General features: G+C 32.0%; 26 protein-coding genes. 10 read left to right on the top strand and 16 right to left on the bottom strand.

What is annotated here, in order from left to right; translation table 11 throughout:
- Positions 1–30: 30 nt before the first annotated feature.
- Complete coding sequence (locus WKH56_RS07410; RefSeq protein ID WP_342835107.1) at positions 31–930, bottom strand: tyrosine-type recombinase/integrase; 900 nt, start codon at positions 928–930, stop codon at positions 31–33.
- Positions 931–1,124: 194 nt separating this feature from the next.
- On the opposite strand from WKH56_RS07410, the gene WKH56_RS07405 reads away from it, so the two are divergent.
- Together WKH56_RS07405 and WKH56_RS07400 are read left to right on the top strand one after the other, a co-directional pair.
- Entirely contained in the window at positions 1,125–1,775 is a 651-nt protein-coding gene (locus WKH56_RS07405) for an HD-GYP domain-containing protein (RefSeq protein WP_342835106.1), read from the top strand.
- 241 nt (positions 1,776–2,016) lie between these two features.
- Positions 2,017–3,117 carry a hypothetical protein gene (locus tag WKH56_RS07400; RefSeq protein ID WP_342835105.1) on the top strand — a complete coding sequence of 367 codons (1,101 nt, stop codon included), beginning with the start codon at positions 2,017–2,019 and terminating at the stop codon, positions 3,115–3,117.
- 78 nt (positions 3,118–3,195) lie between these two features.
- On the opposite strand, the gene WKH56_RS07395 is transcribed toward WKH56_RS07400, so the two are convergent.
- Positions 3,196–3,852 (bottom strand): hypothetical protein, encoded by a 657-nt coding sequence (locus WKH56_RS07395; protein WP_316910434.1) that lies wholly within the window; start codon positions 3,850–3,852, stop codon positions 3,196–3,198.
- A gap of 157 nt (positions 3,853–4,009) precedes the next feature.
- Between WKH56_RS07395 and WKH56_RS07390 the strand changes: the two genes are divergently transcribed.
- Positions 4,010–5,569 carry an N-acetylmuramoyl-L-alanine amidase family protein gene (locus WKH56_RS07390; RefSeq protein WP_342835104.1) on the top strand — a complete coding sequence of 520 codons (1,560 nt, stop codon included), beginning with the start codon at positions 4,010–4,012 and terminating at the stop codon, positions 5,567–5,569.
- A 238-nt stretch (positions 5,570–5,807) separates the two neighbouring features.
- Here WKH56_RS07390 and WKH56_RS07385 read toward each other — a convergent pair whose 3' ends face one another.
- A complete protein-coding gene (locus WKH56_RS07385; protein ID WP_316910436.1) occupies positions 5,808–6,104 on the bottom strand; it encodes a hypothetical protein in 297 nt (98 codons plus the stop codon).
- A 98-nt stretch (positions 6,105–6,202) separates the two neighbouring features.
- Between WKH56_RS07385 and WKH56_RS07380 the strand changes: the two genes are divergently transcribed.
- From WKH56_RS07380 to WKH56_RS07370, 3 genes are all read left to right on the top strand, one after another.
- Positions 6,203–7,255 (top strand): RNA-guided endonuclease InsQ/TnpB family protein, encoded by a 1,053-nt coding sequence (locus tag WKH56_RS07380; RefSeq protein ID WP_342835103.1) that lies wholly within the window; start codon positions 6,203–6,205, stop codon positions 7,253–7,255.
- Positions 7,256–7,651: 396 nt separating this feature from the next.
- Complete coding sequence (locus WKH56_RS07375) at positions 7,652–7,876, top strand: YgiT-type zinc finger protein (protein WP_316910438.1); 225 nt, start codon at positions 7,652–7,654, stop codon at positions 7,874–7,876.
- Between the two features lie 15 nt (positions 7,877–7,891).
- Positions 7,892–8,953: a D-alanine--D-alanine ligase family protein gene (locus tag WKH56_RS07370; RefSeq protein WP_342835102.1), complete on the top strand. Its 1,062-nt coding sequence runs from the start codon at positions 7,892–7,894 to the stop codon at positions 8,951–8,953.
- A 22-nt stretch (positions 8,954–8,975) separates the two neighbouring features.
- On the opposite strand, the gene WKH56_RS07365 is transcribed toward WKH56_RS07370, so the two are convergent.
- On the bottom strand, positions 8,976–9,704 hold the full coding sequence (locus WKH56_RS07365) for a sigma-70 family RNA polymerase sigma factor (protein ID WP_342835101.1): 729 nt from the start codon (positions 9,702–9,704) through the stop codon (positions 8,976–8,978).
- Between the two features lie 166 nt (positions 9,705–9,870).
- Between WKH56_RS07365 and WKH56_RS07360 the strand changes: the two genes are divergently transcribed.
- Positions 9,871–10,140 carry a hypothetical protein gene (locus tag WKH56_RS07360; RefSeq protein WP_342835100.1) on the top strand — a complete coding sequence of 90 codons (270 nt, stop codon included), beginning with the start codon at positions 9,871–9,873 and terminating at the stop codon, positions 10,138–10,140.
- A 41-nt stretch (positions 10,141–10,181) separates the two neighbouring features.
- On the opposite strand, the gene WKH56_RS07355 is transcribed toward WKH56_RS07360, so the two are convergent.
- Positions 10,182–10,388, bottom strand: coding sequence for a hypothetical protein (locus tag WKH56_RS07355; RefSeq protein WP_316910442.1), 207 nt, complete (start codon positions 10,386–10,388; stop codon positions 10,182–10,184).
- Positions 10,389–10,885: 497 nt separating this feature from the next.
- A complete protein-coding gene (locus WKH56_RS07350) occupies positions 10,886–11,725 on the bottom strand; it encodes a hypothetical protein (RefSeq protein WP_342835099.1) in 840 nt (279 codons plus the stop codon).
- A 128-nt stretch (positions 11,726–11,853) separates the two neighbouring features.
- On the opposite strand from WKH56_RS07350, the gene WKH56_RS07345 reads away from it, so the two are divergent.
- The gene (locus WKH56_RS07345; protein WP_316910445.1) at positions 11,854–12,471 is read left to right on the top strand and encodes a hypothetical protein; all 618 of its coding nucleotides are present in this window, start codon (positions 11,854–11,856) and stop codon (positions 12,469–12,471) included.
- Between the two features lie 147 nt (positions 12,472–12,618).
- On the opposite strand, the gene WKH56_RS07340 is transcribed toward WKH56_RS07345, so the two are convergent.
- Positions 12,619–13,458 carry a hypothetical protein gene (locus WKH56_RS07340; protein WP_342835098.1) on the bottom strand — a complete coding sequence of 280 codons (840 nt, stop codon included), beginning with the start codon at positions 13,456–13,458 and terminating at the stop codon, positions 12,619–12,621.
- A gap of 397 nt (positions 13,459–13,855) precedes the next feature.
- Between WKH56_RS07340 and WKH56_RS07335 the strand changes: the two genes are divergently transcribed.
- A complete protein-coding gene (locus WKH56_RS07335; RefSeq protein ID WP_342835097.1) occupies positions 13,856–14,254 on the top strand; it encodes a hypothetical protein in 399 nt (132 codons plus the stop codon).
- A gap of 50 nt (positions 14,255–14,304) precedes the next feature.
- On the opposite strand, the gene WKH56_RS07330 is transcribed toward WKH56_RS07335, so the two are convergent.
- Entirely contained in the window at positions 14,305–15,093 is a 789-nt protein-coding gene (locus WKH56_RS07330; protein WP_342835096.1) for a hypothetical protein, read from the bottom strand.
- Positions 15,094–15,281: 188 nt separating this feature from the next.
- On the opposite strand from WKH56_RS07330, the gene WKH56_RS07325 reads away from it, so the two are divergent.
- A complete protein-coding gene (locus WKH56_RS07325) occupies positions 15,282–16,574 on the top strand; it encodes a replication-associated recombination protein A (protein WP_342835095.1) in 1,293 nt (430 codons plus the stop codon).
- A 24-nt stretch (positions 16,575–16,598) separates the two neighbouring features.
- Here the strand turns inward: WKH56_RS07325 and WKH56_RS07320 are convergent, their stop codons facing one another.
- From WKH56_RS07320 to WKH56_RS07285, 8 genes are all read right to left on the bottom strand, one after another.
- Positions 16,599–17,258 carry a hypothetical protein gene (locus WKH56_RS07320; protein WP_342835094.1) on the bottom strand — a complete coding sequence of 220 codons (660 nt, stop codon included), beginning with the start codon at positions 17,256–17,258 and terminating at the stop codon, positions 16,599–16,601.
- Positions 17,259–17,364: 106 nt separating this feature from the next.
- On the bottom strand, positions 17,365–19,017 hold the full coding sequence (locus WKH56_RS07315; protein ID WP_342835093.1) for a DUF2339 domain-containing protein: 1,653 nt from the start codon (positions 19,015–19,017) through the stop codon (positions 17,365–17,367).
- A gap of 157 nt (positions 19,018–19,174) precedes the next feature.
- The gene (locus WKH56_RS07310) at positions 19,175–20,821 is read right to left on the bottom strand and encodes a hypothetical protein (protein ID WP_342835092.1); all 1,647 of its coding nucleotides are present in this window, start codon (positions 20,819–20,821) and stop codon (positions 19,175–19,177) included.
- Between the two features lie 154 nt (positions 20,822–20,975).
- Entirely contained in the window at positions 20,976–22,004 is a 1,029-nt protein-coding gene (locus WKH56_RS07305; protein WP_342835091.1) for a LysM peptidoglycan-binding domain-containing protein, read from the bottom strand.
- A 384-nt stretch (positions 22,005–22,388) separates the two neighbouring features.
- Complete coding sequence (locus tag WKH56_RS07300) at positions 22,389–22,589, bottom strand: cold-shock protein (RefSeq protein ID WP_025908891.1); 201 nt, start codon at positions 22,587–22,589, stop codon at positions 22,389–22,391.
- Between the two features lie 319 nt (positions 22,590–22,908).
- Entirely contained in the window at positions 22,909–23,472 is a 564-nt protein-coding gene (locus WKH56_RS07295; protein ID WP_342835090.1) for an N-acyl amino acid synthase FeeM domain-containing protein, read from the bottom strand.
- A 45-nt stretch (positions 23,473–23,517) separates the two neighbouring features.
- Positions 23,518–23,865 (bottom strand): hypothetical protein, encoded by a 348-nt coding sequence (locus tag WKH56_RS07290; protein WP_342835089.1) that lies wholly within the window; start codon positions 23,863–23,865, stop codon positions 23,518–23,520.
- Between the two features lie 135 nt (positions 23,866–24,000).
- Positions 24,001–26,163 (bottom strand): RNA ligase, encoded by a 2,163-nt coding sequence (locus tag WKH56_RS07285; RefSeq protein WP_342835088.1) that lies wholly within the window; start codon positions 26,161–26,163, stop codon positions 24,001–24,003.
- Positions 26,164–26,168 lie beyond the last annotated feature (5 nt).

Raw genomic sequence — 26,168 nt, 5'->3', positions numbered from 1 at the left:
ATAGATATTCTTCTATGTTCAATTTTTAAATTATTTCTTTTTCCCTTTTTTCCGCATATTTTTAGCTGCACTCTGCAACGCTTGGTTCATTTCTTGCTCATCTGGATTCATATATAACATTGTAGTAGCAAGACTTTCGTGCCCTAAAAGCATTTGAATGTAACGTAAATTTACGCCTTCTCGCAGATAGTCTGTAGCCGCTGTTGCTCTTAACCTATGGGGACCTATATTTTTATTAATGGAGCTTGTATATTTCTTTATTAAATCGTGGACACTTCGAGGCTTCATTGGGTTCCCTGTATTCTTTGCAGTAAAAACAAATTCTGATTTGGGCACTTGTTCGCTTCTTAACTTTTTAAGATCGTCTTCAAGTTCCTTAAATAGCGGAACCCTTCTGTTTTTACGTCCCTTACCCTTTATAGAGATTGTTTTGTTCTGAAAATCAATATCTTCCCACTTCAAACCACATAATTCACTGACACGAACAGCACAGTATAATAAAACTTGTACTATACACTTATTTTTTAATTTAAACTTACTCTTTTTTTCTATTTTCTTTAATATTTTTTCTTTGTCTTTATCTGTTAGAATATCTTTTTTCTTACGATCATCATCTGTCACCTTAATACTACCAATAATGTTTGAAGGGTTTTTTTCTATAATCTCCATCTTTACACAATAATCAAAGTATTTATTGATAATAGACTTCTTTCTGGAGCGAGTAGTTGCTTTATTCCCTTCTCTAATAAGCTGCGCATTAAACATATCAATATGTATGGCTTTGATTTGATTAACACTCTCTATATGATGATCACTTAAAAATCTAATAAAATAACCCAACTCTTTTACATATTGATTGTACGTACTATCTGCTAAGTTTTTATTTTTCATATGTTGTTTATAAAGTTCTAATACATCTCTTATATTCACGTAATCACCTCACACATACACTTACTATTTTTTGGACGAAATACTTTAAAAAATGAAAAACTAAGTTATAATCTTTATACAGTTTTTCGTTTTATAAGGTGGTGATTCTCTTGAATCAAAATAAAAAATTTCTGTATGATTATAGTTATATAGACTTTTCAAAGACCACCTCCAAAAAAGATGTATTAGTATTATTGCGAAGACACGATAAGGATTCGTTTAAGTATTCTTTTCACACAGCTGCATTTAATTATGCTATTGCTAAAGAACTTGGAGTCGAGGACCCTAATGATTTAAGAACAATGTTTGAATCAGGTTTGTTTCACGACGTAGGAAAGCTCGGAATGAGCTACGATTTTATTAACTATCCAGGTTCTTATACATTAATGATGTATAACGAGATGAAAAAGCACTCCCAAGGTGGAGCCGAAATATTAGAAAAGGTTAACGCTGATATTGAAATTGTGGAGGCGGCCAAATACCATCACTGTAATATAGATGGTAGTGGTTATCCTGCTGGTCTATATGGTAAAGAAATCCCTTTATCCGCTCGTATAACAAGAATATCGGATAGTATAGATGCGTACTTATCTAAACGCTGCTATAAAGAAGGTGGACCAGCATATGAAGCTCTATTTGATTTAAAACAGTATAGCGGTACTAGTTATGATGATGAATTAATAGCTTGCTTTGAGGTAATACACAATCGAATTATGAAAGAATGTCACTTAACTGGCGAAGACAGACCCTCTCAAGAGATGTATGTACATTTCTTGACGAAACTCTATCTTTACGATTTCCCAGTGACAAAAGCTGAAAACATTTTAGAACTATTTGAAAGATAAATTAGTTCTAACCTAAAAAGTAGTAAGGACATTGATCCCTGCTACTTTTTTACGCTTTGTAAATAGCGGTCACAAAAAGAGAATTACAACAAATTATAGATGTAGAAAAACTGTTATTTCGCAATATTTACTAGTTATCCCGACAGAGTATAATTTTCCGAAAATTAAATATTGTTCGCTGGATAAATCAGGATTATACTTATAAATACTAGCGCACGGAATAGTTAAGGGGGATTAAGTTATGATTGTTAATACGAAGCAAATTAAAAGTGGCCTTATAACAGTCGAGGACGTTCCATTAAAGGCTGGAATTTCTCGTTCTGAATTGGAACGCATACTAAACATAGAAATAGAGATTGAAAACGAGTTCGTAGGCTATGTTCTTGGATCAAACTTAACAGAAGACGGTCAAGAAGTTACTTTCACCGTACAATTTGAGAACGATACTGTTGAAAGTTTTGAGGTGAATATTGGTAATTTCTCAAATGAAAACCTTGCTGATATTTTCCTTAATGAGTGGTTAGAGGAAAGACGGATAACTGAATGGGTTGGTGGCTCTTATTACGAAACGGATTTTGGTTCATTAACTCCATCAATAGTTTGTCACAGGTATGAAAACTTTCATTATGATATAAAGATTTCGTTATCGGAGGGTGATATTCCAAGCAAAAAATTCCTTCCTATTAGAAACAATAAAAATAATAGTGTGAAGTTTGAGGCAAAGGGTTCTGAATACAAGATTCAAAGAATTCCATATAAAAAAGAAGAAGAACTTCCCTACTTACCCAACTTTCTTGGAAGTGGTCCATACAGCATTACTGAGTGCTACAATAACGATAGCTTTACTAAAAATGACAGAAGAGAAACCATCTACTTTAACATCTCAAAAATAGAAAATAATATTGAAGCTGTAATTGGAGTTGCTGAATTTACCTATTTTGCAATATGGAACCCCTATATAAAATCAGAATTATTCTTTAGTCTTGATAATTTGGCAGAAAGCTGGGGCATTGTAGGTTTTGCGGCTGAGAAATACGGGTGTGAACTTCAGAATGAGACAAGAATCTCTCCTTATATCTTGCTTTTCGAGAATATACACGATGAAATTCCACATAATAAGGGACTGCAATTGTTTAAAGATGATGAAAATAACTTAAAATCTCTTTTTAATTCAGTCATTCAGCTAACATCAAAGTACATTAAAATACCCGAAGAAGATATGACATTTATGAGCATTTCAGAAAATAGAGATACAATGTTTTCTTACTATATAAGAGTTGAAGATGTTTTCGTTAATTATCAGCGAACAAGTAAAATTGTGACACCAACTAACTATAGCTGAAAGATAAATTAAACATTAATCTTTTACCCCTTCTTAACTAATAAAAGAGCGCACAAGTAGCCTTGTGTGCTCTTTTATTTAATTTGTTATGTATGTCGTTAAGTCTTTTAGCAGTAACTTATCATTCTCTGTTAAACGGCGCTTTAACAAAATACTATTTATTTGATTTTGTATATAGAATTTTTCTAATGGTTTCAGCACATCATTAATAAAATTTTCTGCTTTGACAGTTATAAAGCTAATGTTATTTGGATCCTTGGCATAGTTTGCATACCACTCTGGAAAATCCCTCAAAGCTTTTAACACTTCTTCTTGAGTTGTATACTTACCACTCAGTATTTCTTCTGTAAACTTCGCTTGATCTATCTTTTGAGATTCCTTAAACCCTACACCCACATAAAGCGTTCGTTCTGTATCTTTGAATAACTCTTTTATAGCTTTTAACGAGGTGCTCGTATCGCTGTTGTACTTATAAAGAGACAGCTCAAGATTCTTTTTAAAAGAATAGTCTTTTTCACAGGCCACATTTATTGTTGTAAAAAGATTAGCAGTAAAAGCCGATAAATTAGGAGTGTCTTCAACAATGAATAAAAAATCTCTAATTCCTACGTGATCTAATACAAAATCTACTCTATCAAAATTCTCTTCAATTAAAGAAAAAACTTCTTCTTTTAACGGGAATTTAAATGGTCTTTGCTTAATCTTCTGCCATACTTCTTTTTTGGTCAGTTTCATAGGTGATCCCCCTTTTAGCTTTTTACATTCTATTTCATTTTTTTACACTTAAAAATATGCGAATTAATTTTTTTATTTTTTTCAAGGAACTATTTTATGAGGAATTAACAATCAAAACATAGGATGCTCAAAAAATAGGACCTAGGAGGAATACCTAATGAAAAAAATTACACAAAGTCTAATGGCGATGTCCCTTGTCATCCCTTCAGCAGCATTAATTCAATCTACTACTCAGGTTGAGGCTCAAACACAAAAAGAAGTTACATCACCTTCCCTTAACGTAAGAACAGGCCCAGGAACAAATTATAAGATTGTTGACTGGCTTCAAAAAGGCGAGGTTGTTAATGTTCTTAAAGACGGAAACAAATGGGACTACATAGAGTTTGGAAATGGTAAAAAAGGTTATATTTCAGATTATTATTTAAAAACAGTTACGGTTAGCGATGAATTACGCTCTGTTACTCCATATTGGTTAACTTTACGTAATGGCGCAGGAGATAAATATCAACCTATTGATTATTTGAAAAAAGGTACTACGGTAAAAGTAATTTCATATACAGGAAATTGGGCTAAAGTATCGGTAAATGGAAAAACTGGTTATGTATATTCTAGTTATTTATCAAAAGCCAGTTCTACTCCATTAAAAACTTCAAGTGTCGAAGAGACACAAACTGTTACAGCTTACTGGTTAACTTTACGTAATGGACCTGGAGCAAATCACAAAGAAGTTGATTTCTTAAAAAAAGGAACCAACGTTATTGTGCACTCGTATAACGGTAAATGGGCTTACGTAACCACTTCTGAAGGTAAGAAGGGATATGTGTACTCAAGTTACCTAAGTAAATCCACTGCTTCTACTTCCACTTCTACTTCTATTTCTACTGTTAGCTCTCCAGTAACAAAACCTGTAGAAAAGACATCTACTACTTCTTCTGTAGCCACAGCTACTAAATATGTAAATGCCGCTGATGGTCTAAATCTTCGAACAGGGCGCGGAGTCCAAAACAAAATTGTAGTTAAAATCCCATATTCAGCTTCTGTAAAAGTATCAGATGTCGTTAACGGGTGGGCTAAAGTTCAATACGGTAACTATTCTGGTTATGCTAACGTTAGTTATCTAGTTGATGCACAGCCATCTGTAGCTAAACCAACTCAGTCTAATGGGGAATTAAAAGGAAAACTAATTGTTCTTGATCCAGGACACGGTGGTCAATTCGCTGGTGCTCAAGGTTTTGTGGCAGAGGAAGATGTTAACTTACAAATTGCTCTTAAAACTAGAAATTATCTTCAGGCTAAGGGTGCTCAAGTAGTAATGACACGTACTTCGGATACAGCTTGCTCAAATGCTGGATATAACGCCGATTTATCTTGTCGTCCTCACTTAGCTACTAAAATGAAAGCTGATGCTTTTATTAGTATTCACGCTAACTCTGGTTCTGCTTCTGCTTCTGGTGCAGAGTCATTCTGGTATAACTCTAGTCGCGGAGACAAAAAACTAGCCACACTAATTTTAGATGAGATTATTAAAGACACAGGAATGAAAAAACGCCCTGTAGACTATGCTAACTTTGCTGTTTTAAGAGGAAGCACAGTTCCGGCTACACTAATTGAAACCGGATTTGTTACTAATAAATCAGACGCAGCCAAAATTGGTAGTCCTTCTTACCAAGATAAGTTTGCAAACGCAATTGCACAAGGTATCCAAGAATTCTTTTGATTAAATAAAAACCCGCTTAATATTTCAGGCGGGTTTTTCTAACCTTTTAATGATATAGAGGAGACAAAGAAAATAATAAAAAATGTTTAAAAGAAATTTCAAACTTAACAATTCAAAAATTTAGTTATAAAAAATAAAAGCCTATTAAGAGAAATCTTAAATAGGCTAAAATGTATAAACGTAATATAGGAAATGAATTTTATTCCTTTAGGAGTTAAAGAATTTAATCCTAATAATTTCATTTAAATATCAGATTATAATCACGCATTTCACTATGAACAGAGTACTTTATATACTCACTAAACTTTTCTTTCTCTTGAACACTGAAAGGAAAACTATCCACTTGAAAATAGTTTTTTAAATAAATTAAGATCTCTTTCTTTGAAGGATATAAAATTGACTCAATAACTAACTGTTCCTCTGGTATATGTAAGTATTTAATTCTTTTATCTCTTTCATCCATTACCACTGGAATCTTAATATCCACTCTATCATAGTAATCACTTTTCTGAATTCTACCTTGTTTTCTAAGCATTACAAAACAACTCCATCCTTAAAATATTTTTAGTATCATAACATCAAATTTTTCCTTTATTTAAAAAATCATATTTAATTAAGAAAGGCGCTTTGAAAATGCTTTTTAGAAGTTATAAATTTTTATTAAAACTTAATAGTAAGCAAGAAATTATCTTTGACAACTTGTTAAAACATATTAATAAAGCTTACACTCTCCTATCTCCCTACTTAATTTCTGACAATCGTATAACCGCAGCCCAGCTTCGTTCATTAATAAATCCTATGTTTAAAAAACAATCGTTCACGCCTTTATTTACGGAATTAATCTTTCCTCAAATATTAAACAACCTCCAAAAAGAAGCAGGCTACCTCGAAGCTTCATTCCCCCTTTCCTTTAAACAATTTTCTTATAATCCATTTAAAAATGAAGTGTCACTTCCCTTTTGTAAAAACATTCGCCTATCACATCTTAGAAAATTACCATCTAAAATTCATAAGGTTGAACTTTATAACAAAAACAAAAAATGGTATATTAATTTCCTGGTCTCTAAAAAACCAGCACAAAAGAAGACTTCTGATTTAAAAACAATAGGTATAGACGTTGGTTTAAAAGCTTTTGCTTCTCTTTCAAATGGAAAATCTGTAAAAAATCCAAGGTTTTACGAACAAATGAAAGAAAAAATATATATTGAGCAACATAAGTTGTCTACTAAACAACAAGGCTCTACTAGTTGGATAAAACAAAAAGAGAAAATTAACCAATTATACTCTAGGCTTCACAGACAGAGAATTGACTTTTTACACAAATTCACTCATTACCTTACCGATACATATGATGTTATAGGCATAGAGGACATTAATATCCAAGACTTACAAAAGAAAAAACACCTTCGGAATAGTTTATCTGATGTCAGTTGGGGAGAATTTGCTGATATGCTGAGGTACAAGTGCGAGGAAAAAGGTAAACATCTAATTCTTGTTGAGCGGTTTTATCCGTCTAGTCAACTCTGTTCTAAGTGCGGAAATAAAAGATGGATGCCTGTACATATAAGAACTTACAAGTGTACACGATGTTCAAATGAAATTGATCGAGACTATAATGCTGCGCTTAACATAGAAAATAGAGCAAAACAATTATATTTAAAGATATTTCATACTGTAAAATCCTAGTGATTATAACCTTTGGGCTAAAGGGGTTTGCCGGTTTTGAGCCGGAAGCAATAGCACGCCACGAGAGTAGCGGATTCGAAGGAGTGGTTTATCCCTCCTTTTTAAAATGCTATATCTTAAAGGAGAATTACTTTGAGGAATGCAATTGTAATTTTAACTAATCTAAAAATTAGTTTAACTATATCTATAAAAAATCACGTTGAATCTTTTGTATATAAACACGGCGACTATATAGGAATTTATCACACTTAGAAAGATGGAAGATCTTATTGAATCTGTTTGTATTTACTGGTTACAACGAAAAATATTTATTTTTTTAAAAAAATAACAATCTCCTCTTGAAAATACATTTAAAAATCTTGTTAAATGAAATGTATTTTTTAAGGAGTGATAAAAATGAACATTTGTCCAAAATGTAACCAAAACGGAAGCACAGAAGAAATTAAAATTGAACGTACTCATAAGATGTTTAACTTTGAAATCCTAGTAAAAAACATACCCGCTACTATTTGCAATAAATGTGGATATGCCGAATATTTACACCCTAAACAATTAGACTTTCAATTAAGAGATGCCTATAGAACTCGCACAAACTGTATTACATTTAAATTAGATAAGTAATTAGGAGAGGTTATAATGAAACGCACAGTTGCAGTACTTTATGGTGGTGCTAGTGGAGAACACGAAGTATCAATTAAAAGCGCATTCAATATTTTATCTAACATAGATTACACTCAATTTGACGCAAAACCTATTTTCATTAATAAGGAAAACAAGTGGTTTGAACAAGGAACACTTCAAGCAGCACCAAGTACGGAGTCGCAATTAGTTGTGACACACCCTACTGCTTTCAATCCTTTTGAACTTGAATCACTTGTAGATGTAGTGTTCCCTATCACACACGGTCCTTTTGGTGAAGATGGACGCCTACAGTCAATCTTAGATTACGTTAACGTTCCCTATGTGGGATGCGGTGTGTTAGAGTCAGCTGTTAGTATGGATAAAGGAACTACCAAGGATCTTTTCGTAGCAAACAATATTCCTCAAGGCCAATATCAGTATTTCTACGAAAACGACTATACTTTATCAAAAGATAGCATTTTAACAGACATTGAAACAGAGTTAGGATACCCTTGTTTTATCAAACCTGCTAACCTTGGGTCTAGCGTAGGAATTAATAAGGCAACTAACCGTACAGAGCTGCTACACGCTTTAGAAGTTGCATTCAAACACGATAACAAAGTCATAGTTGAAGAATTCATTAAAGCCCGTGAGGTGGAAATTGGTGTATTAGGAAACGGCCCTTACACATTATCATCAATTGGTGAAATTGAAACAGCAGCAGACTTTTATGACTACGATGCAAAATACGTTTCTACCGAAGGTAACAAAATGCTTATTCCTACATCACTTCCTCCAGAAGTTGAAACGGAAATTCGTATATATGCCGAAAAGGTAGCGAAAGTCATTAACGTAAAAGGCTTATCTCGAATTGATTTCTTTTATTCTGAGGAAGCAGCAAATCGCGTTATGGTTAACGAGATTAATACTTTGCCGGGCTTCACTAAATACAGTATGTACCCTATGTTATTTGGAGACATTGGCATTGAATATAAAGACTTAATTACTCAATTAATTGATTTAGCGGTCGCTAATCATAAAACCAAAAAACTTTACTCTCAACTTGTAACTAAATAATTAAAAAAAGATCCCTGCAACGTTAAGCTGCTGGGATTTGTTCTTTTATAAGTATTTTTTTAATCTTCTCGATTAATTTTTTCTCTCTATATTGAAGGGTACTTCTTTTGATATTTAATTCTCGAGCAGTTTCTCTTAAAGTATATTCTAAATTTATTCTGTAATTAAATATATCCCTTTCTGCATCGGTCAATTTCGAAGTTACTTTATTTAATATATCCTTATCGGCTATTTGTTCTTCTATATTTAGAAATTCGCTAGATGCTATTAGGTCTAATTTCGAAATCTTTTCCATCTCATCCTCTTCACCTGCATCCCAAGATAAACTAATATCTCCCTTATCCCAAGCATAAGCATTTATCCAATCCTTTTCAGATAACATACTTTCTTGTTTAGTTTGTTCCCAAGACCAATCATTTGCCTCCTTCTCTTTCAATATTTTTTTAACACGTACTTTCTTAAGGTATTGATTCTTTTTAAGGCGGGACTGAAATGCTATTTCAAATAAAATTTCATTTCTCATATAATAAGGTAAATTGGAGTATAAGAATGTACTAAAACTTGCTTCTTTATCTTCTTTATAACGCAATTGCGCTTTCCAAAGACCATATAGCCCCATATTGTAAATGTCCTCAATTTTAAAAGACATTCCTATATTCTTTTTTAACTCCCTTGAAAACTTCCAAATTAAATTACACCATTGCTCCTCAAGATCTCTAAAATCTATTTCTTTTATAGGTAACTGCTCCATTAAGTTCCCTCTCCTTTTGTGATGTTTTCTTCATTTTACTTACCTGCTATAAAATTTGGAGAAAAACCAAAAAAGATGAAAATAAAATTAGCTCATTTTTACTTTTTAGATTTTTTTGACTTACACTTTATGTAGAGAAAGATTATATAAAAAAGGAGGAATTATTATGGAAAGAGAAGCTTGGAGCGGAAAGGTTAACAAGGACATTAACAAGAAAACATTTTATGAGAATCGAAAATTAACTGCACCGCTAATTGAAATGTCTAACGAAGAATATTTATGTTTCATTCAAAGTAAATGGTTTAACGATGACGTTTACAATTTCATAAAAAGATATAAGTATTGTATAGTTATAAAAAATGTACAAACCGGCGAGAAAACAGCTATCCGTACCTTTGGAGCTCGGTTTCCAATGGTTACTACAAAAGTCGCCTAACATAAATAAAAAGCCTTTAGTTTTCTAAAGGCTTTTTAATCTTAATATACTTCTATTCTTCTTTTAACGTCATCGGACATTTTTTCTTCAATATTTCTTAGGACAACTAATAGTTCTTCATCAGATTCTGGTCTAAAATGAACACTACCGTTTTGATTTTGTGTTAACCATTTGTTCTCTCGATCAACAAGTTTCTCTAGTTCTTTAATTTTCCCCTGTTCCAATTCTTGTTTTTTTGGTCTTGCCATTATTAACATCCTCTCCGTTATTTCTAGGGTAGCAACAAACTATTTGTTTTTTAAAATTAAACGTCCTATAAGACATATCTTTACTATTAGTTAAAAATTTTCAATCAGACAATACTCTTTATGCCTTTCATTATATACTTTTCAACAAAAAGTTCTAGTCTAAATAAATATTTAAGATTTAACAGTGTGCAGAAATTTAATTTGTTACTGCTCATATTTTAGTACCTATTTAAAGAAAAAGGAGAGAAACTATAATTTCTACTATCTTAATTGTAAAAGGTTATCACACGAAATATTTCGGCACATCATCCTTTAAACCAGGCGCAATATGTGTGAAAGAAAGATAATTATATATGGCTCCTATAATTAACAAGACAACTATAGCTAATACTATGTAATATATTTTTTTACCCATACTCCCCCTCCCATCTGTACATACTTTATACGTCAGTTCCTTTTTTCTTTTCAAAAAGAAAAATAAGGTGCAAGTAAGCACCTTATTCTATAGTGTCTAGCATTGCTGTGACTTCAGCGATTGTATCCTCTTTTTCATCATATGGAGTATCTGTTTCAACTCGTAAATATCCGTATTTATTTTTTAAAACCATTATTTCTTTGTATTCATCGTCATTTTGGGCGTAAAAAATAAATCTTACTCCTTCACGATTACTTTCTTTTTTTTCGTGAAGTTCACCTATTTCTTTTAAGATGTCAGCAGCACGCCAACGTTCTTTCTGTATATCATCTTCTATAGTATCTACTACTGTGTGGAAACGAATTTCTGTTTCATCTTTCTTTAACGTTTGATTGCTCCAATCATATGTATCGATTACGTTAAAAGTACCATCTATAAAGCTGTTTTTTTCAGCTCCAACTATTTTTGTTGTATTTGGGTAATTAACTTCCATCTCTATTCCGTTTTCTTCCTTCACCTTTTTCTTTGCTTCTAAATTGTTTTTTACTGGTTTTTGCTCTTCAGTAAGATTTTCCACTTCTTGTCCGTTAACTTGAACAATACTTTGAAGCTCATTCTGAATTGTTTTTCCATTCAATGAATAAACAAATTGAATTTGATCACCTTCGTTTAAATTTTTCAATTGTTTAATTGCTTTGTCATTTACAGTGAATATTTTTACTTCCCCATTAATTTTTATATCAACAAATTTAGTGTTTAGTACTCCATCGAAGATTCCATTAGCAGTCTTACTCGCATAACGAGACATATCTACCTTTTCAATTGGTATATCTCTTGTTTCTGTACTATCTCCAATAGAACAACCATTAAGTATTAGTAACGGAACCGCTGCACCTACAAGCAGGTATCTCTTTTTTAACAACATTCATTCCTCCTCAATTTAGTTTCTCTATAACTAAATTTAAGTATTGGAAAAAACGTTCCTTTTTTCTTTTCTTGTTTTTAATCTAATTAAAAAATAAAATAAACTAAACAAGTAGGTGTTATTACGTGAAACTTTCCGTAACAGAAACCGGATATCATTCTTTTAACAAGTTGGTTATAAATCGTCTTCAATCCCCCCTTGCCAATGAACAACACTACTTTTATCACAAGGATAATTATTTCTCCACAAAAATAGATGTTGCATCAAATGATTTTGTAATTAAACCTGCTTTCCATAACTCAGACTCTTATTTCGAAGAGAAATGGTTTATAAACCCTCATAGAGCTATATCTACTCAACAATCCTGTTTTTCAATTAAGTCTAAGCCATTAGAAGATGTAAATGACTTTTTTGACATTCTTAAAGCATATGGATTTACTAACTCCGGTAAATTAAAAATTCCCTATTTAGAAAAAGACATCGCACGCATTTTTGTGGATTATCTTGGTTCTCAGCTAGGCAAACAAACTAAATACACTATCGGCGTTTCGTATGATAAAGAAAACTCAAGTATCATTATTAGAGATTACTTTATGAACGAAAGATCTCTAAGAGTAATTTTTTTAGAGGACGGCTATTGGTTTATCCCTACAACACCATCAAATGATTCTTTTATTAAAGAGTTACCAATCCTCATACATCAGCTCCTCAACACTTACGAACTAACTAGCATTTTTGGATAGAAAAAAACAAGGGTAATTCCCTTGTGAAATGTGAAAGTCGGCTCTCTATATTTATGCCTAAATTCTTTATACCCAATTTATCTTTAAAATCAATTAAAAAAGCTATTCATTAATGAATAGCTTTTTTTCTTTATAAACCGTTGTTATTTAAGAACTTTTCAAAGTTAAACAATCCTTATCTTTAGCTTCTACAAACAAAACACTGTCAGCATTTTCGAAATAATAACTATTAGAGTTAATATGATGAAGATCATTTTCGCCTTCTTCATAAGAAATCCCAACCACCCTATTTAGAAGAGCTTGAACTTCCACTTTGGAAAAGTTTTCTGCATTATTACTCGATAACTTCTCCATCGCTTTCAAAAGTACAGTTTCCGGAATCACATACTTGTTAAGGTATTCTTCTAAATTGTTATAACTAATCCTTTCAGGCGTATGGTTTATTTCTAATTGTTTAATTTTATAAGAATCATCATAAGAATAATCATCCCATTTAATTTCTAAAGTCTCACCAGTTATTGTCTTAAACAAAATATTTGGAGTGATTTTGATTATATTATGTACCGAAGGATGATTAGTAACAATCTCAAGGATTTTCATCCACTCAAAAATTTTACGATCATTTAACGAACGAATTGTTCTTTTATCATTTGGATCATAGTCCACGTAAGCGTCTAAAATTGATCTGTTTTTATAAGAAGAATTAATTTTAAACTTTCTCTGTTCTTTATAGGCAATCTTTTGCAGCGCTAGCAGAGGAAACACAAGTAATGATCTATATGCAAATATATCTTCTTGACCTTTATCGTAAATAGTCGCTTGAATACTGCCTTTATCTTTATAATAAGTAATTTTGTAGTCTCTTTCTTTTTCTTGTTTATCCTTAATTTTAAGGCTTATCCAGTATTCACCTTCAAAAGAACCCTTACCGTGCCCAATTTTAATGTTATGTTTTTTCATTAGATTTTCAATTAATTGTTTTGTCATTAGATGACCTCCATCAAAACTTATTTTTAAGACTATACCAACAAAACATTGAAAAAATAGAAAAAACATAAAAAAGTTAATGGTTTCTTCAACCTAATACTCGGAATTACTATATTTTTTTAATACCCATTAAAGCTTCAAAATCGACCCTTACCAATACACTTGGGCGAAGGTCAAATAATATACGTAATGACTCCTAAGGGCGTTTTCATTACAGGAACAAACAACGCAGATAAGATATTAAAATTTATTTTTATAAGGGGCTTACAATACATACTTAATACAAAAGAAAAAGAGATTTACGACATTTCCTTTTTGCTTTCCCTAATTCTCTTATAAACTAAACTCTGTGGAAGGAATTATATTTTTCATTCTTAAAAGATAATGTAAAACCTAAATGAAAGCGGGAATTACGCCTATGCCTAAAACCAGTTCCCTATTAAAATTATATTTTTACAATAACCATAGTCACAAAAACTATTTAAATTATTTTTTAGAACCCGATTTTTATTCTGTACCCACATTTACATTACATTGGTTTACCCCAAGTTTTATTGATAGAAAATATGTTATGAGCAATATTATTATCTCTTTAGAAAAATACAACGGTATTCTGCTCCACGCTGTAACTAGCGATTATATTAATGATCACTCTATTTATAACGCCATTATTACTATTGAGATACAAACGGATACCTTAAACGAAAGACTATGCAAATCACTTATTAAAGATTTCGAGCAATTAATTCAACAATATGAACGCATATACGAAGTAAATAAAATTTTTTCAAATTAAAAGAATGGGGGATTACCCATTCTTTTAATTTGAAACTTTTTTATAAAGTTTTATCTTTCCGGTTTTTTTAATTGATTTTTGTAGCAGCATACCGCTATTTCTCTATTTAACTTCTTTTGTATCTCTTCAACTTTAAATGGTTTAACTTTTCCAGAAATACAGTATTCTGTTCCTTGGTTATTTGTATTCAGATTAGTTATACCTTCATAAATAAAAGTAGCTGTTTCTAATCTTTCTGGCCCCTGAAACAAATAATCCTTAAATTTCTCATTTAACTTTTCCATTAATTTAATAAATATGTCTTCTACCTTTTCAGGGTTTTCATCAGTACTTAATACAACACTGACAGTAACGTTTCTGTATTCCTTTGGGAATCTCTGTATCAAATTAATCTCCGAATGCGAGATTATTAATTTTTCACCACTAATATCTAACACCTCAACTGAACTTAGCGTAATACTTTGAACTCGCCCTTTATATTTATTGTTTATTATAACTTCATCATTTACCGCTATATCATTATTCACAATTGTGAAATAACCCTTTGCTTGCGAGTTTATTTGATTTTTAAAAGTAATTAGAGTAGCAACGACCAGTACAACTAAGATAGCCGCACACACTTTTACGTCAACAAAGAAATCTAATATGTAAAAGAAGTAAATAATAAATACAATCAGCTGATTTAGCGCTTTTAATTTTCCTTCGACAAGGTTTTTGTTATCTCCATTTAGCTTCCTGCTTATAGATTCAATGTGTCTGTTTACACCTAAGTAAATAAAAATGCACACTACAGTCACTATAAGAAAGTTTATAATTTGCGGAGTCATAATGTAATTCACACTCACTCCTCCTTTCTAACTTCTCTTTCTTTCACCTCTTAATCTTTCCTCTAGGATTTTAACGTTTATCCTTTAATAGTTAATTCTCTGTTCTTTCTTTTTCTAAGTTTTTATTTGAAGTAAATCATTATTAACTTCATTTTTCTAACTATAATATTTAAAATTTTAAATACACTGGAGTGATTACATTGACTAAAATTAGACCTCTTGCTTATAGAATGCGTCCTTCAAAAATTGATGATGTAATTGGACAGGCTCATTTGCTTGGACCAAATAAACCAATACGCAAAATGGTAGAAAACAAACAACTTACTTCTCTTTTGTTATTTGGACCTCCGGGAATTGGGAAAACTACAATAGCCCAATCCATTGCCAGAGATATAGATATACCTTTTAGAAGTCTTAATGCTGTCACAGCAACTAAAAAAGATTTAGATGCCATAATAAAAGAAGCTGTTAGTAGTGATTCATCTATTTTGCTATTCATTGACGAGATCCATCGCTTTACAAAATCTACTCTTGAAGCACTCCTTCCAGCTATGGAAGCAGGTGATATAGTCATAATTGGTTCTACCACAAACAGCGTTTTCCACTCTCTTCCTAGCGCCATATTAAGCAGATGCTTCGTGTTTGAACTAAAACCGTTATCTAATTCTGAGGTTGTTATTGGGTTAAAAAGAGCCTTGGCAGATAAAACGAACGGTTTAGGAATCTATGACTTAGAATACTCAGAAGATGTTCTGATGTTTCTAGCCGAAACAACTACAGGAGATATGCGATTCGCTTTAAACACATTGGAAGCTGTCGTTATTTCTAACTTAAACGATGATAGGCTAATTCTAACAACAGAAATGGTTGAAAGGTTTACGGAGAAAAAACATTTATCCTACAACGGCGAGTCAACTAAATATAATTTGCTCTCATCACTACAAAAATCCGTCCGTGGGAGTGATGTAGATGCAAGCTTGTATTATCTAGCTCTGTTATTAGAAAGCGGAGATTTACCTAGTATTCACAGAAGATTACTCGTAATTTCTGATGAGGATATAAGCCTTGGTAATGTTAATGTTTCTACTCACGTTTTGACTGCCGTGCAAATATCAGAAAGAGTGGGTCTTCCTGAAGCGCGTATACCGCTCGCCAAAGCCGTTATAGAATTATGTCTATCTCCTAAGACTAATGCTTCATATAAAGCTTTAGACGCCGCTATAGCACTTATTAAGGAAGGACACTCGTATGAACCTCCTAATCACCTTAAAGATAACCATTACGCCGGAGCTAGCAGACTTAATGTAAAAGGATATAAGTACGCTCACGACTTTCAAGCATCGAGAATAGGGGCTTGGGTTGAGCAGCAGTACCTCCCAAATGAGTTAATAGGAACACAATTTTACTTCCCGAAAGAGGCAGGTCACGAAAAAACTTTCGCTGATATGTACAAAATGATTTCTCACGCAAAGAAAAGTAAAAAAAGAAGCTAAGATGTAAATATCTTAGCTTCTTTTTTAGTTATGATCGTCCATATCAATTGTATTATTATCTTTATCATTACTCATTTGATTTTGGATAAAAAGTAGCAATGCTGCGCCTGCAACTAACAATGCTTTTTCAACAACTTTTAAAGCTATTTCTGTAGTTTTCTTATTCTTTGCATTTACTGCTGCTATGTTATTTGTTATTTCCGCTAATTGTTGAGTAATGGCCACTCTCTCTTCAACAGTTATAACTTCTGCATTTTCAGTTAAATGCTTTAGCAGTCCTTTGCTTATTTCTTTATAGCTTTGTATTGTTTCAATGTCCACCTTACTACTAGTGCTAACTGCTGTTTCTATTGTTTTAAGATATGATTGAGCAAAACTGTTAAAGCTTGTCATAGTTCCAACTACTTCAGCTATATTTTCTGTTATCTTCTTTCCCTTGCAAATGTCTTTTATGAAAGCGGCAAATTGCTTATCTGTTTTGATTGTTGGCAAGTTTTTGTCACGTTTAATTAGACTATATAGTTTGTTAACCTTTCCGGGAACAATATCAGTATCATTTTTTATTGTCTTTAGTCTCCTTGCTCCAGTGGCGTCTACGTTCTTTTCTCTATTAAAGTTTACCTTAACAACATTTTTAATCTTCTTCTTGCCAGAGTGTTTATCAGACCTGTTTTTGTTTTCCATTACTCCATCCCCTTTTAAACTATTTATAACATATATGGATGTTTTTGGACAAAGGCTATATTTTAAACTTAACAATATTTATAGAAAAAGACAAACAGGTAATAACCTATTTGCCTTTTTTATTGTAGAAAACTTTTGAAATAAGCAGCCCAACTATACCGAGAATAATAAATAACATTGCTCTCCACGCTATATCAAAGATAGCTAAATCTATTAAAATGGCTTTTGCTAATGTCACAATTAATAGTACAAGCCCTATAGATTTCCAAACACCGTCTTTAAAGTAAGTATATGCTCCATACATTAATGCCACAAAGACTATCCAAGAAACTGATAATCCTGTATTAGTAATCACGTAGCTTTTACTAATAGTTATATACCCTGAGCATTTACTTAAAAACACTAATAACAGTAATGAAGCTATATAAGGAAATACAGCATTAATTAATTGTTTAGGTAGCATTACTGATTTTTCTTTCCTTGCGTATATTACTAAGAAAAAACTAATGCTTAGTATCCAAGCAATGATTAATTCTAAAGATAAATGCTCTGAATGGACAATAAGTAAACTTAAAATAATAGAAAACAGAATTAAGAAGCTTCCAATAGTACCTATTAAGCTTTTTCTCTTCTGAGAAACATAATACATCACAGATGCTTGTAACGTTAATATAATTGCTATTACAGATCCTTTACTAACCAACTCAATAACAAAAAGCGAGAGATAAAACATTGAAAAGACAAAGAAAATATTTTTAAGTTCAATGTGTACATTCCTTTTTATAGTACTTAAAAGTAGATAAATAACCGTCATTAATAATAAGAATATGTACATAGCTAAACTATGCGATTCATATAAACAATTACCTACCAAGAAAATAGAGAATGCTCCCGCTGTAATAGCAGATATATAAACTCCTTTTGTTAATAAACTACCCGCTCTAAAGGTACAACTAATAATAAAGATTTGTTGTATTAGAATTACTAGCAAAGTTAATATACTTAGTTCACCATCACCTATAGTTAGGAATAATAGTATTGTAAATAATAACGAGTACACAGCTATATTCCAAACGGCGACAAACTTTCTTTTTAAGGCCTCAAATGCTAAACCAACGAATACAAGCATTTGATAAATGTAAAATACATTTTCGTTGCTATGTTTTCCGGCAAATAAGAACGGATAAAAGTACGCTCCTATCCCTACAATAGCTAATAAGCTTTGAGATTTGTATTTTCTAGACACCCACACGCCACCAGCAATCCCTAATGCTAGTAGAAACATTGTAAAGACATACGGTATTAGATCATATAGTACATTACCCGCAAATACCGAGACAATGTAAAGCACTATTCCTCCGCCCATAAGCACAATACTTAAATTATTTTTGGTTTTACTATATTGTCGCTTCCCGATCCAGTACAAAATACCGGATAATACAAATCCTATAGCTACCCTAATAGCTGGATTTATCCAACCCCTCTCACTAGCGGCCATAAATGCCCAAATTACCCCTAATATGAATACAAATATAAAAACTCTTGGAAGCCATTCTCCCGCTATTTGTTCTAAACCTTTTCTATCTTTTTGATTAGGAGAACGTTGATATTTAACTATATCATCTAATATTTGTTCCTTATTACTAGCATCTACAGTCTCGCCTTTAATTTTTGTTTTCCTTAATTCTCTTTTTAATTCAATTAGCTCTTCTTCAATTTTACGTATTCTTTTGCTAAGTTTATAAATTTGATCACTCATTATAAAAATTAACACCACCCTTAAAAATAACCACTATTAAATTGCTTTGAATCATTATTGTTTTAGTTAACTGCTTAAAAAGTAAAACCTCCTAACAAAAATAATTGTTTTAAAGATAGAAAAAAGTCGAGATTATTAATTATCTCGACTTTTACGTTTAATTTGTTTTTTCTTCTTCTGGTTGCACAACTAAGTTATTAGCTGCAACTTCTTCTGAAGAATCAGTAGTTACTTCTTCTTCTAATTGATCAGCTGAACTATTAGCTGTTTTTTCTTCTGAAGAATTAGTAGTTTCAGCCTTTTCTTCTTTTTCCACAGCATTAACTGTTTGCTCTGAAGTTACTGAAAGCTCTACTGGTGCTTCCTCATTTGTAGAAACCGGTGTTACCTCAGTTGTTTCCACCGCAGAATTAGCATTGTTATTTGACTGTTGATCTACCGTAGCAGTTATATCTGTCTTAACATCTACAGTGTTTTGAACAACTTCTTCTTGCTTAGGGTTAACCGTCGGTTGAACCTCACTTTTATTTTCTTTAATAACATCTGGTTTAGAGATTTGAACTTCAGTTGTCTTAACAGAAGGTTTTACTTCTCTCTTTTCAGCTGTTGCCGGTCTAGATGTAAGTAACATTGTTTTAGGTTTTGGATTTTCTAAGGCAACAATGTTTTCAACCTTGAAACCTTTGTTGTCATTAGCTCCTACAACCCAAACCTGTGAACCTGGTATAAAGTTTTTATTCTCTTTTGCAAAGTAATTAGACATTTCATATTCTTTAGGTTGAGAGTTGGCTTCTTTTAAAGAAACAACATTTTGATGTTTCCCCATATACAAAGCTTCAAATTCTCTTGAATTGTTTGTAGCACCATTATGAATTAGAAAAACATCATTAATTCGGTTGTAATTATTGGTATCCTTAGAATAACGGACATCTAAATATGAACCGACATTATAATTTTTCAATTTATCTTTCATACTACTTTCATTTGTATAAAAAGAACCTTCTTCTCCATCCATATCAAGAATAATTGTGTTGTCACCAAAACGTCCCGTAAAAGTTCCTGCAGTTTCTAAAGTGTCTTCACTTACAGCTACTGTTTCCTTTTTATTAAGATTTTCATCTTGTACTTTGGAAGCTTCAATATCTTTTGCGCCTTCCATTGTTTTAAGTTCATTTGTCACTTCATTAGCATTGTAATCTGAATTCATTTTTAATAACTCCTCTTCCTTCTTAGATGTTTTTGATGCAACTTTTGCTTGTTTACTAGTACTTACAGAACTACTTAAATTATTTGATAGAATTGTATTTCCTACTTTCACAGATGTAGTCATACGGCTAGTATTTGTTGTAAATGACGTTTTTTCGCTATTTACCAACAAATGTTTTTCAGGCATTATTTGTTTGCTGAATGCAATAGAATTTGAAGAAGGTAAATTTGACTTTACACTCTTTTCTTCTATAACGTCTTTTTTAGCTTGTTCTATCTTTGAAAGCACTCCACTACCTTTAGAAATCACTTTAGCCAGTTCATTAGTGCAAACCGAACCTTGTCCTTCCGTAGTGTTTTCTTGCTCAACAAAAGCGTCCTTAACGCTTTCTGGTATTTCATTGTAATTACTAGAAATTTCAATTTCGTTTTGAGCAGCAGCAGGTTTGTCCTTGGGTAAAGCTGAAGAATATCCTACGCTTGCGACCACAAGTACAGTCGCTGTTCCCAAAGCTATTCCCTTACCGTGTTTCTTTATAAAATTTTTTCTGTTTAAAACTACTTGCTTTCTTTTCCATTCACTTCTTGTCATATGCATTATAATGACCTCCATTAATTTTCTTTACACTTTTTATACTTACTAAATCTTCAATGTGGTAAAAAAGTACAAATAAAATAGGAGTGTTTGTTAATTAATAACGCCATAAAAATAAAAAAGAAGTTAAGAATAAATTCTTAACTTCTTTTTGGATTTACAAAGAAATATTTTCAATAACAATATCCCCGTTTGTAGTTTTTTCACCTACTAAACGAACATTAGACCCTGCTTTGAAATATAAATTTTCACTTGCTAAATAATTAGAAATTTTATAAGAAACTACATTTCCATTGCTATTTTTAACAGATACTCTTTTAGAATTAGAATCGATACTTACAAACGCACCATCAAAATCTACTGTGCGATCTACTTGTCGGTTACCTTTGTATACAATATCTTTAATCTGGAATTGATTATGTTCCGTCATAAAGAATCTAATATCTAAGAAATCCCCTTCTTTATACGAAGCTATTTCTTTTTGAATTTCAGGATCACCGCCAGCATAGAATACCCAGCGTTCTCCATCTACATAAACATATAAACTATTTTCATCATTAACACCAATTACTTCACACTCAACTTCTCTATATTGTTCAGTTTGAACAACTTTTTGTTGAGGTTTTTCAACAGGTTTAACAGCAAAAGGAGTTCCACTTACTTTTAAAACTTGTCCCACCATAATGTTGTTACCTGTTACTTGGGGATTTAAAAGCTGTAAATGTTTTAAGCTGATACCGTGATTAATAGCAATTCGATACATATTATCTCCTTGCTTGACAGTATAAGTTTCTGTTGTAGAGGCTGTAGATTTGCTAGCACTTTGTTTCACAGTTGTTTGAGAAGAACTTTCTTGTACGCTAACCTTACTTAAATTAATTTTTTGTCCTATCTTAAGTTTGGCCATATCTGTAACTTGAGGGTTTAGAGCTTTCAATTGCGCTTGATTCATATTGTGTGTAACCGCAATATGGTAGAACGTATCTCCTGCTTTTACCTCATATACTGCGTTAGTAGTCGAATTAACCTGATTTGGTTGAGTTTCAGCTGCAAATGCTCCAGTTGTAGCTGCTGCACTAATAACAACCGCTAAAGCACCTGTTGCAACACCCTTTTCAACCTTTTTAGATAATCCAATTAATCCCTTTTCTCTTGCTGCTCTGTGTAATTCCATTCTGTTTGTCATTTTTAATTTCCTCTTTTCATTAATGTATTTTCCTGTTACTTTATATACCAAATTCTTACATATAGGAAAAATAATAAAAAAAGTTTACCAAGTGAAACAGAATAATATACTGGATAACAGAAAAGTCAATAAAGCGTCACATACAACTCTCTCTTATCTCGCCAGTAGAGATACACCAACCCTTATACTCAAAAAATAGAGTAATCAAATATGGAATTAGCGGCTAGTAACTTCTTATGGTATACTTGGGTTACCATTTTCTTTACTTGTAGTTATCTTTGCTTTAATACCCCCTGCTTACTTATAAGCGGGGTTTTTTAATTTCTTTACAAGCAAAAAAAGCAGACTCCGTTAGAGTCTGCTTTTTTTATGTAATTAATGCTATTATGCTTTTTGAACGTTAGTAGCTTGAGGGCCACGTTGACCTTGCTCTACTTCAAATGTAACAGCTTGACCTTCGTCTAAAGATTTGAATCCTTCGCTTTGAATAGCTGAGAAATGTACGAATACATCATCGCCATTTTCGCGTTCGATAAATCCAAAACCTTTTTCTGCGTTAAACCATTTTACTTTACCTTGTTCCATAGTTGTTGCCTCCTCGTGCGCTTTACACACATTATATTACTATTCTTGCTCAATCTTAAAGACGAAAGGTGTTAGCTTATCACTTCTTGCCGAACAAAAATAATTCTATTCAAATTTACCAGATACATCTGGGCATTGCAAGTATATTGAAGGCCTAAACGCTTTGAGAATTCCCAATTATTAATTATCATTTTTAAACTTAAAGACCTTCTAGGCAATGCTATAGAAATTCGGTTTAAAATTCTAAATCACTAATTAAATTAATATGTATAATTAAGAAAAATTACCTTATTTAAAATCCAGGTAAGTTTTTGTTTTTTTATGTAAGGGGTACAACATTAAAAGCTCCATACCTTAATATTGGATATTCATTTATATTCGTAAAGACCGGCTCTAAATTTAATATCATAGAAACCCACTCTGTACCATCCTCTTTTGCTATAATCTGCTTTTTAAGCACACTTAAATTTTTCTTATAAACTCTTTTTAACAGGCTTGATAACTTAGGTTCTGTTAGACCAATACAATAATTAGCTTTTAAATTTATAAGCTCCTGCGTCATATAAAAGAAGCTTTGCATAAAATATTTAGGGCTCTGAAATTTCTTTTTTACTGCGAAAGCAGTAATTTCAATGGTTATTTTATCTTCATTATTTATTTCTTTTACATTTTCTTTAAAACTATATAAGTTTTCAATAGTGCTTCCTATCCCTTGATCGTATAGAGTATAGGCAAACGCACCAAATACTTCACCATCTTCTGTAAACATAATATATCTGTCTGTTCGGTCATTCTCATAATCTGTGTCATTAAACTCCCACGCATCCCCAAATACTTCTAAATACATCTTATTTTCATCTATACTATCTACTTTGCTAAACATACTTAACACCTTAATTCTTATGTATTTTTTATTTATGTTTTTTCTTTATTTCTTTTTTAGATAAAGATTTTTTTTGAGCTTCTTATTGTGCATTTTGTTAACTAAGGCTTCTATTAACCCTTCAATTTGACTCCAAAATATAACTCCAATTACTAAAATAACTGCTATTACTATTAGGAATAAGTCAATTTTTTTCGTTTCAAAATAATTATAGATTCCTAAACCGAAATGAGGTCCATATCCTGTGATTCCAGCAATAGCACCAAATAGTCTAAACTTAGTGTTAGATTTCAAAACGATTTTTGCACGAAACATAAAATATGTTGCAATCCAAGCTGTAGCTTCACAAATACCTATAATCCACCACTTGTATAACAATAATAGTTCAATCATAACCCTCTCTCCTTTTATCTATTAATCTATTGTACTACTTTTTTTACATTATTAGATTATTTTTACCATATAATTACGAAAAAAGAACTTGCTCTTGTAAGAGCAAGTTCTTTTTATTTATTGGTAGGAAACATCTTAAATTCTATCATTGTAAAATCCATTTCTTAGTGTGATTATATCCGAATTTATTTTGTTGATTTTTAACCCCTTATACCAATTTAAGAATGCTTTCCCTCTACTGTTATCCATTGCTTCCTTGCTTGGTTCTAGACCCTTATCTATTTTATCTACTTCGCTTCTCATCCATTTCCAGAAACGATAATAAGGCAACTTAATCTTAGTCATAAAGCCTTTTCTGTCTTCTATAACATATCCTTCTAACTGGTTTAGAAAGTCTTTTTCCGCTTTTTTGTGCCATTCTTCAAGCTCTTCCCAAGTGTTGAAAGTAAAAGCTTTCTCTTTTATTTCCATTCCTAGCTCATTTCCCAATTTAGCTAGTTGCTCATATGTTAACTTTCTAAACTCTTCTTCACGAAAGATAGCATCTAAAAGAACTAATTTGGAGTTTTTATACTCAATTATGTGAGGGTCATTTATAGGATCAACTACTTCAAATACTAAGCTTAAATTTTCATCACGCAGAGCTCTCATTATTGCCTCTTCTTTTTCCAATGAGACTCTTTTGAAGAAATTTTCTCTAAATAAATCCGCGTGTTGACTTTGAATGTAATTTTTAGTGGAATATATAATATTTTTGTAATAACTGTCATATCCCATTATACCTAAGAATCCATTCTCCTTTACATATAAGCTAACTGGAAACACCAGCGCTTCTTTTAGTTTTTCAATTGTAGTTTCTTCTCTTTCGTTAAGGTTAAAAAACTTGTTATAACTACGGCTAACAATTTCCGTAGACTCTGTATTTATAAACAATCCTCTTGCCTTTGTAGTTTGCTTATCCCATAATCCCTTTTTAAAGACTTTCTCTTTAAAATTAAAAGATGAAATGTTTTGGTAGTGTTGTTGAGGTAACTCTTTTATGTACCTATTTCCTTTTAACCCTTCTAACAATGTATCGTTCTCAAAAATTTTCTCTTCTACTTTTTCATATCTTGCTGATACAGTAGCATTTCTTACTTTAATAGGATGGAAACCCTGTTTATCAAGTACCACCACACGTAAATGGCCTCCTCTTTCAATTCCACCTTCAAGGTTAAACGATCTCTCAGCGGCTTTAATGGGAAATTCAAACGTATTGCGATGCCCGTGTACTTGATATGTATGGCTAGGGTTGTTTTTAGTGAACAGCTCATCTATATTTGTACTGTAATTCCCTACACCTCTAACCATTTGTTCAGTTGAAAGCGTCAATAGGTTATCAGGTATTCTAGAAATTCCTCCGTGAGTAACCAGAACTTCCTTATTATCGTACTGGTAATAAACCGCCTTTTTTAGTTTTCTGCAGAAGTGACGAGTGGTTTTTCTACTAAGAGATTCCTTTTCTAATTCGGTCTTTGTATGGCGCTCAAACTCCTTAGATCTAGCTTGTAAGTTATTTGCCCAGTTAATTAAGTGGGACTCGTGATTCCCCTCCAAAAAAACTACATTTTGCAAATTCATAATAGAAAACAAATAGTTCAACACTTTTGCATTTTGAACTCCACGATCTACATAATCACCGACGAAAATATACAGTTCATCATCTTTTAAACCATCTTTCAAATACTCTTGTAGAGGTTCGTAACATCCGTGGATGTCGCCAAAGTGATGGATTCTCTTATAGTGAGATAAATTAATTAATTTCCATTTAAATTTACTATCCCATTCGTCCGGTTTAATTACTTCAATATCCTCTGGAAGATCCCATTTTTCTAACTGAGTGTTTATTTTCTCTATAATTAAATCGTCAACTTGTTTATATTCTTCACGTAAAACATTCTGTTTCTTTGCAGTTTCAATATTAATATGCGAAAAATCTAAGCAATATAGTTTTGCTTTATATTTTCCCGCTAATTGCCGATACTCATTCCAGTAAGTTAACTTTGAGTGAGTCGCATCAATAATTGTTAGTTCGCCTCTTTGCAATCTGTTTTCCACTAACTCTATTACTAGTTTTCTTACTTGTTTTTCAAAGTAATGGTTAATTTTGTACTCTCCATTTTCTACTTGCAAAGGAGCTGCAATTAAATTTCTTACTTGATCAGGTGAAATGGAGTACACGTCAAGACCTTTGGTTTTAAGGAAATGTGTTTTACCCGCTCCTGGTAAACCCTTAAGCACTACTAATGTATTTGACATAGTAT

The organism is Priestia sp. SB1 (genome assembly GCF_038898415.1).
The sequence above is the reverse complement of the archived record's forward strand: the minus strand, read 5'-3'. Positions and strand labels throughout refer to the sequence as shown.

Excerpts from the sequence above, each read along its gene's own strand:
- WKH56_RS07400 (WP_342835105.1), top strand. The coding sequence starts at position 2,017 with ATGATTGTTAATACGAAGCAAATTAAAAGTGGCCTTATAACAGTCGAG.
- WKH56_RS07395 (WP_316910434.1), bottom strand. The coding sequence starts at position 3,852 with ATGAAACTGACCAAAAAAGAAGTATGGCAGAAGATTAAGCAAAGACCA.
- WKH56_RS07390 (WP_342835104.1), top strand. The coding sequence starts at position 4,010 with ATGAAAAAAATTACACAAAGTCTAATGGCGATGTCCCTTGTCATCCCT.
- WKH56_RS07385 (WP_316910436.1), bottom strand. The coding sequence starts at position 6,104 with ATGCTTAGAAAACAAGGTAGAATTCAGAAAAGTGATTACTATGATAGA.
- WKH56_RS07380 (WP_342835103.1), top strand. The coding sequence starts at position 6,203 with ATGCTTTTTAGAAGTTATAAATTTTTATTAAAACTTAATAGTAAGCAA.
- WKH56_RS07375 (WP_316910438.1), top strand. The coding sequence starts at position 7,652 with ATGAACATTTGTCCAAAATGTAACCAAAACGGAAGCACAGAAGAAATT.
- WKH56_RS07370 (WP_342835102.1), top strand. The coding sequence starts at position 7,892 with ATGAAACGCACAGTTGCAGTACTTTATGGTGGTGCTAGTGGAGAACAC.
- WKH56_RS07365 (WP_342835101.1), bottom strand. The coding sequence starts at position 9,704 with ATGGAGCAGTTACCTATAAAAGAAATAGATTTTAGAGATCTTGAGGAG.
- WKH56_RS07360 (WP_342835100.1), top strand. The coding sequence starts at position 9,871 with ATGGAAAGAGAAGCTTGGAGCGGAAAGGTTAACAAGGACATTAACAAG.
- WKH56_RS07355 (WP_316910442.1), bottom strand. The coding sequence starts at position 10,388 with ATGGCAAGACCAAAAAAACAAGAATTGGAACAGGGGAAAATTAAAGAA.
- WKH56_RS07340 (WP_342835098.1), bottom strand. The coding sequence starts at position 13,458 with ATGACAAAACAATTAATTGAAAATCTAATGAAAAAACATAACATTAAA.
- WKH56_RS07335 (WP_342835097.1), top strand. The coding sequence starts at position 13,856 with ATGAAAGCGGGAATTACGCCTATGCCTAAAACCAGTTCCCTATTAAAA.
- WKH56_RS07320 (WP_342835094.1), bottom strand. The coding sequence starts at position 17,258 with ATGGAAAACAAAAACAGGTCTGATAAACACTCTGGCAAGAAGAAGATT.
- WKH56_RS07315 (WP_342835093.1), bottom strand. The coding sequence starts at position 19,017 with ATGAGTGATCAAATTTATAAACTTAGCAAAAGAATACGTAAAATTGAA.
- WKH56_RS07310 (WP_342835092.1), bottom strand. The coding sequence starts at position 20,821 with ATGCATATGACAAGAAGTGAATGGAAAAGAAAGCAAGTAGTTTTAAAC.
- WKH56_RS07305 (WP_342835091.1), bottom strand. The coding sequence starts at position 22,004 with ATGACAAACAGAATGGAATTACACAGAGCAGCAAGAGAAAAGGGATTA.
- WKH56_RS07300 (WP_025908891.1), bottom strand. The coding sequence starts at position 22,589 with ATGGAACAAGGTAAAGTAAAATGGTTTAACGCAGAAAAAGGTTTTGGA.
- WKH56_RS07295 (WP_342835090.1), bottom strand. The coding sequence starts at position 23,472 with ATGTTTAGCAAAGTAGATAGTATAGATGAAAATAAGATGTATTTAGAA.
- WKH56_RS07290 (WP_342835089.1), bottom strand. The coding sequence starts at position 23,865 with ATGATTGAACTATTATTGTTATACAAGTGGTGGATTATAGGTATTTGT.
- WKH56_RS07285 (WP_342835088.1), bottom strand. The coding sequence starts at position 26,163 with ATGTCAAATACATTAGTAGTGCTTAAGGGTTTACCAGGAGCGGGTAAA.